6 protein-coding genes are annotated in these 5,965 nt (G+C 70.7%); 3 read left to right on the top strand and 3 right to left on the bottom strand.

Features of this window, described 5'->3' with window-relative positions; genetic code table 11:
- Positions 1 to 74: 74 nt before the first annotated feature.
- Both phoP and phoR read right to left on the bottom strand, forming a co-directional pair.
- Positions 75 to 755 (bottom strand): two-component system response regulator PhoP, encoded by a 681-nt coding sequence (gene phoP, locus J1C73_RS31035; protein WP_123460720.1) that lies wholly within the window; start codon positions 753 to 755, stop codon positions 75 to 77.
- Entirely contained in the window at positions 752 to 2,026 is a 1,275-nt protein-coding gene (gene phoR / locus J1C73_RS31040) for a two-component system sensor histidine kinase PhoR (protein ID WP_207319285.1), read from the bottom strand. Before phoR ends, phoP begins: the two co-directional genes overlap by 4 nt.
- Positions 2,027 to 2,224: 198 nt before the next feature.
- Here phoR and phoU point away from each other — a divergent pair, with 198 nt between their 5' ends.
- Together phoU and J1C73_RS31050 are read left to right on the top strand one after the other, a co-directional pair.
- Entirely contained in the window at positions 2,225 to 2,902 is a 678-nt protein-coding gene (phoU, locus tag J1C73_RS31045) for a phosphate signaling complex protein PhoU (protein ID WP_207319286.1), read from the top strand.
- Between the two features lie 181 nt (positions 2,903 to 3,083).
- Positions 3,084 to 3,233: a hypothetical protein gene (locus J1C73_RS31050; protein WP_207319287.1), complete on the top strand. Its 150-nt coding sequence runs from the start codon at positions 3,084 to 3,086 to the stop codon at positions 3,231 to 3,233.
- A 102-nt stretch (positions 3,234 to 3,335) separates the two neighbouring features.
- On the opposite strand, the gene J1C73_RS31055 is transcribed toward J1C73_RS31050, so the two are convergent.
- Positions 3,336 to 4,646, bottom strand: a complete 1,311-nt coding sequence (locus J1C73_RS31055; RefSeq protein WP_207319288.1) for an MDR family MFS transporter — start codon at positions 4,644 to 4,646, stop codon at positions 3,336 to 3,338.
- Positions 4,647 to 4,877: 231 nt separating this feature from the next.
- Between J1C73_RS31055 and J1C73_RS31060 the strand changes: the two genes are divergently transcribed.
- On the top strand, positions 4,878 to 5,639 hold the full coding sequence (locus tag J1C73_RS31060; protein WP_207319289.1) for a phosphoglyceromutase: 762 nt from the start codon (positions 4,878 to 4,880) through the stop codon (positions 5,637 to 5,639).
- The last annotated feature ends 326 nt before the right edge of the window (positions 5,640 to 5,965 follow it).

Raw genomic sequence — 5,965 nt, forward strand, 5'->3', positions numbered from 1 at the left:
TACGGCTGAGGCGCCTCCCGGGCCGGGAGGCGCCTCAGCCGTACGTATCGCCCCTCTGAGGGCGGCGGGCCGGTTTACGGCTCGAACTTGTACCCGAGACCCCGCACCGTCACCAGGAACCTCGGCGCGCCCGGGTCGGGCTCGATCTTGGCGCGCAGCCGCTTCACATGGACGTCGAGCGTCTTGGTGTCGCCCACGTAGTCGGCGCCCCAGACCCGGTCGATCAGCTGCATCCGGGTCAGCACCCGGCCGGCGTTGCGCAGCAGCATCTCCAGCAGGTCGAACTCCTTGAGCGGCAGGTCGACCTTGCCGCCCGAGACCGTGACGACGTGGCGGTCCACGTCCATCCGGACCGGGCCCGCCTCCAGGGCGGCCGGGGCGACCTCCTCCGGCTCCCCGCGGCGGCGCAGCACCGCGCGGATGCGGGCGACGAGCTCGCGCGAGGAGAAGGGCTTGGTCACGTAGTCGTCGGCTCCTATCTCCAGGCCGACGACCTTGTCGATCTCGCTGTCCTTGGCCGTGACCATGATCACGGGGACGTTGGACTTGCTGCGCAGCTGCCGGCAGACCTCGGTGCCGGGCAGTCCGGGCAGCATCAGGTCGAGGAGCACGAGGTCGGCGCCGTTGCGCTCGAACTCGTCCAGGCCGTCGGGACCCGTGGCCGCGATGGCGACCTCGAAGCCTTCCTTGCGGAGCATGTAGGACAGGGCGTCGCTGAAGGATTCCTCATCCTCGACGACAAGCACTCGGGTCACGGAAGAGCCTCCGGGGCAGGGAATGAATCAAGAGTGTCAGGGGTGGCGGCCGGGTAGGCCGCCTCGTCGCCGTTGACGATGAGCGGTCCGCCTGATGTGCGGTCCCGTTCCCGCACGGCGCCCGCTTCGGGCAGCCGCAGGGTGAAGGTGGAGCCCTGTCCCTCCGAGCTCCAGACGGTGACCTCCCCGCCGTGCGAGGCGGCCACGTGCTTGACGATGGCGAGGCCGAGGCCGGTGCCACCGGTGGCCCGTGAGCGGGCCGGGTCGACGCGGTAGAAGCGTTCGAAGACCCGCTCGCGGTCCTTCTCCGAGATGCCGATGCCCTGGTCGGTCACCGCTATCTCGATCTCGTCCCCGCCGGGCACGGCCACCCGGCGGGCGGCGATGCCGACGCGGGTGCGGGCGGGGCTGTAGTTGACGGCGTTCTCGACGAGATTGCCGAGAGCGGCGGCGAGCTGGCCGCGGTTGCCCCAGATGCGGAGTTCGGCGGTGCCGCCCGCGGCCATGGTGATCTGTTTGGAGCCGGCCTGCTGCCGACAGCGGTCGATGGCCTCGGCGACCAGTTCGTCCACCCGGACCGGTTCGGCGTCCTCCAGCGGGTCGTCGTTCTGCACCCGGGAGAGGTCGATGAGCTCCTGCACGAGGTTGGTGAGCCGGGTCGCCTCGATCTGCATCCGGCCCGCGAACCGTTCCACCGCCTCCGGGTCGTCGGAGGCGTCCATGACGGCCTCCGAGAGCAGGGACAGCGCACCGGTCGGGGTCTTGAGCTCATGGCTGACGTTGGCGACGAAGTCGCGCCGTACCGCTTCGATGCGGCGGGCCTCGGTGAGGTCCTCGACCAGCAGCAGCACCAGCCGGGAGCCCAGCGGGGCGACCCGGGCGGAGACCGCGAGGGCCTCGCCCCGGCCGGTGCCGCGCCGCGGGAGGTCCAGTTCGACCTGGCGTATCTCTCCGTCACGGCGGGTGTCCCTGGCCATGTTCAGCATCGGTTCGACGGCGAGCCGCCCGCCCCTGACCAGTCCCAGCGCGTACGCGGCGGAGCTGGCCTTGACGACGCCGTCGCTCTCGTCGAGCACGACGGCGGAGGAGCTGAGCACGGACAGGACCGTGTCGACCCCGGGGGGCAGGGGGGCATTACTGTCGGGCCGCAGGGAGGTACGCGTCGGCTTCTTCTGGTCGCGCTCGCTCCAGCGGAACGCCAGCATGGCGATCACACCGGTACACAGCCCGGCGATCGCTGCAGCTGCGGCGACCGCCGCGTTCACGTCCATGGCTCCAGGTTATGCGGCCCGGCGGACACTCTCCCAGCCATCCGGGTGCCTCCTCGAACACTCGTCGCCCAGAGTTCACCGAGGAGCAAGCACTGGTTCACTTGGCCGGTCGGATCCGGACGCGTACCCACGTCACGGTAGGAGCGTGGGGTTCAGAGCTGGCCCCGGCCTCGGTTAAGGACTGGAGAGGGACTTCCCATGCGTGACGCGTACCACGAGGAACTCGACTCGATCGGCGAGGGGCTGGTCGAGATGGCCCGGCTCGTCGGGTCGGCGATCGGCCGGGCGACGACGTCCATGCTCGACGCCGATCTCAAGCTCGCGGAGACCGTGATCGCCGCGGACCAGAAGGTCGACGACCTCCAGCACGACCTGGAGGCCAGGGCCATCGCCCTGCTGGCGCGCCAGCAGCCGGTGGCGACCGATCTGCGGATCGTGGTCACCTCGCTCCGGATGAGCGCCGACCTGGAGCGCTCGGGCGACCTCGCCCAGCACGTCGCCAAGCTGACCCGGCTGCGCTTCCCGCAGTCGGCGGTGCCGCACGACCTGCACGCCACCATCCTGGAGATGGGGCAGCTGGCGCAGCGCCTGATGGCCAAGGCCGCCGAGGTGATCATCACCAAGGACGTCGACCTGGCGATGCAGCTGGAGCAGGACGACGACGAGATGGACCTGCTGCACCGCACGCTGTTCCAGCACCTGATGGACGACCGGTGGCAGCACGGCATCGAGACGGCCGTCGATGTGACGCTGCTCGGCCGCTACTACGAGCGCTTCGCCGACCATGCCGTGTCGGTGGCCAAGCGCGTCGTGTACCTGGTGACGGGCGAGCACGCGGACGAGATCCAGCAGGCGTCGCCGGTGGAGGGCGCGTAGCCGGAAGCGACGGGCGTACGACGGCGCACTCGCTCGCAAATGCGTTCCTGCGCGTGTGCGCCGTTGATGCGCCTGCCCGGGTGGGCATGCAATGGGGTGGGGCGGCACGACCTGTCCGTACGCCCCGGGTCGTGGGCCCCGTGCGGGTGTGCGGCCCCGTCGTACGCCTTGAGGAGGAACCATGGCCGATTCCCCCACGACCGAACCCCAGCAGGAGACACCCGCCGACGTGGCGCACGGAGCCCTGCTCGGCGCCTGCGGCTGCGGCTCGGGCTGCGGGTGCGGATGCCAGTCCGGAGCACCGTGCCAGTGCGGCGGCTGCTCGGGCTGACGGACGCGGAGCAGCGGGAGGCCCCGCGCGGAGAACGTTCCGCGCGGGGAGCCTGCCGCGTACGACCGTGCGGGGCAGACCGTGCGGGGCAGGCCGTCCGGGTCAGGCCGTGCGCTCCACGGTGGGCTCCCGGCCGGTACCGGGCTCGGTGACGGCGGCGGGACCGCTCTCCACCGTCAGGCCCGTCTGCGGCAGGTTCCGCATCAGCAGCCAGTACCCGAACGCCGCGACGGTGCCCAGGACCGCACACGTCCCCCAGAGCCACCCGGCCCCGAAGTGGTCGATCACCACACCGGACATCAGCGGGGCGACCAGCGCGGCGGCGGCCCAGGAGAGCGTGTACATGCCCTGGTAGCGGCCCCGGCCGTGGGCCGGGGAGAGCTGGACGACCAGGCCGTTCTGCACGGGTGCGTTGACGATCTCGGCGACGGTCCACACGCAGATCGTCAGCGCGTACACGGCGACCGAGCCGGCGAACGCGGTCAGCCCGAACCCGTACCCCGCCAGCAGCGACGACACAATGAGCAGTCGGCGCGGGTCGCGGTGCTGGATGAGCCGGGTGACCGGGATCTGGAGCACCACGATCATCACGCCGTTGACGGCGATGGCGGTACCGAAGTCGGAGCTGCTGAACCCGTCCGTCCCCATGGCCACCGGCAGCCCCACGTACCCCTGCTGGAAGATCAGGGCGATGACGAAGGACAGCCCGACGACACCCATGAACCGCCCGTCGCGCAGCACCGTGCCGAGCCGCACATCATCGGCGTCCGAGGCGCCCGGGGCGTCCGAGGCGCTGGCAACCGTGCGCGGGGCCTTCTCCGGGCGGGACTCCGGCACCTTCATGAAGACGACGACGGCGCAGAGCAGGGTCATCACCGCCTCGCCGACGAAGCCGGCGAGATAGCTGTACTCGGCGACGAACCCGGCACCGGCCGAGGAGACCGCGAAGCCCAGGTTGATCGCCCAGTAGTTGAGCGAGAAGGCCCGGACCCGGTCCTTCGCCGGGACGATGTCGGCGATCATCGCCTGGACGGCGGGGCGGGAGGCATTGCTCGACATGCCGACGAAGAAGGCGACCCCGGCGATGGCCACCGGATGGACCATGAAACCGAGCACCGCCACCGATACGGCCGTCGAGACCTGCGCGACGAGCATCGTGGGCCGCCGCCCGAGCCGGTCCGTCATCACCCCGGCCCCGAGCGAGGAGACGACCCCGCCGAGCCCGTGCAGGGCGGCGACCAGACCGGCGTACGAGGCGGAGTAACCCCGGTCCAGAGTCAGGTAAAGGGCCATGAACGTGGCGACGAACGCCCCGAGCCGGTTGACCAGGGTGCTGGTCCACAGCCACCAGAACTCCCTGGGGAGACCGGAGACGGTGTCACGCGTGGCCCGTCCGAGACCGGCGACAGACATGCGGGTTCCCCCCGGGACGTAAGGAATCGGATCAAGGAATCGGATCGGCGACGGTAAGAGGCCCGCTGCCGATCCGAACATTACGAACCGCGGATCCCGCCCTGCCACTCGATTGACGGCTGCCGTCAATCGGAGCCGCTCCGGCTCCCCGGCCCGGCCCGCTGTCCGCCCCGCTGTCCGCCCTGTGACCGGGCGCGCGCGGCCCACACGGGTTCGATTACGCTCGGGCTCATGGCCGACGCACCGTACAAGCTGATCCTCCTCCGCCACGGCGAGAGCGAATGGAACGCGAAGAACCTGTTCACCGGATGGGTGGACGTCAACCTCACCGAGAAGGGCGAGAAGGAGGCGGTCCGCGGCGGTGAGCTGATCAAGGACGCCGGCCTGCTCCCCGATGTGCTGCACACCTCCCTCCAGAAGCGCGCCATCCGCACCGCCCAGCTCGCGCTGGAGTCCGCGGACCGCCACTGGATTCCCGTCCACCGCTCCTGGCGGCTGAACGAGCGCCACTACGGCGCCCTCCAGGGCAAGGACAAGGCGCAGACGCTCGCCGAGTTCGGCGAGGAGCAGTTCATGCTCTGGCGCCGCTCGTACGACACCCCGCCGCCGGAACTCGCGGACGGCAGCGAGTTCTCGCAGAGCGACGACGCGCGCTACGCGACGATCCCGCCGGAGCTGCGCCCGCGCACCGAGTGCCTCAAGGACGTCGTCGTCCGCATGCTGCCGTACTGGTACGACGGCATCGTCCCGGACCTGCTGGCCGGCCGCACGGTCCTGGTCGCCGCGCACGGCAACAGCCTCCGGGCCCTGGTCAAGCACCTCGACGGCATCTCCGACGCCGACATCGCGGGCCTGAACATCCCGACCGGCATCCCGCTCGCGTACGAACTGGACGCGGACTTCCGCCCGTTGAAGCCGGGCGGCACCTACCTCGACCCGGACGCGGCGAAGGCCGCCATCGAGGCCGTGAAGAACCAGGGCAAGAAGAAGTAGCCAGAGCCGAAGAAGCCCCCGCCTTCGTGCCATCCGCAGGGCGGGGGCTCTTTGGTGTGCCGGGCCGTCCGTGGTCCGTCGGGCCGGGCGGCGCCATGAGCACGCACGGATGTCGGGCGTCCTGCTACGGAGCGGCGGCCCTGCGGGGCGCTTCTCGCTGTCCGGCTACTCCTCGTAGGCCCCCTCGCGGGTCACGAGTCCGTACGTCCAGTCGTCGTCCGTGTCCGCTTCGAGCGTGAGCGGCAGGACGCCCTTCGCGCCGTGGAAGCGGACCTCCACGGTCACGTACTTCTTCGGATCCACGGCGAAGTCGGCGACCATCGGCT

It is taken from the genome of Streptomyces laculatispora, from assembly GCF_017353455.1.
GTDB classification, from domain to species: Bacteria; Actinomycetota; Actinomycetes; order Streptomycetales; family Streptomycetaceae; genus Streptomyces; species Streptomyces laculatispora.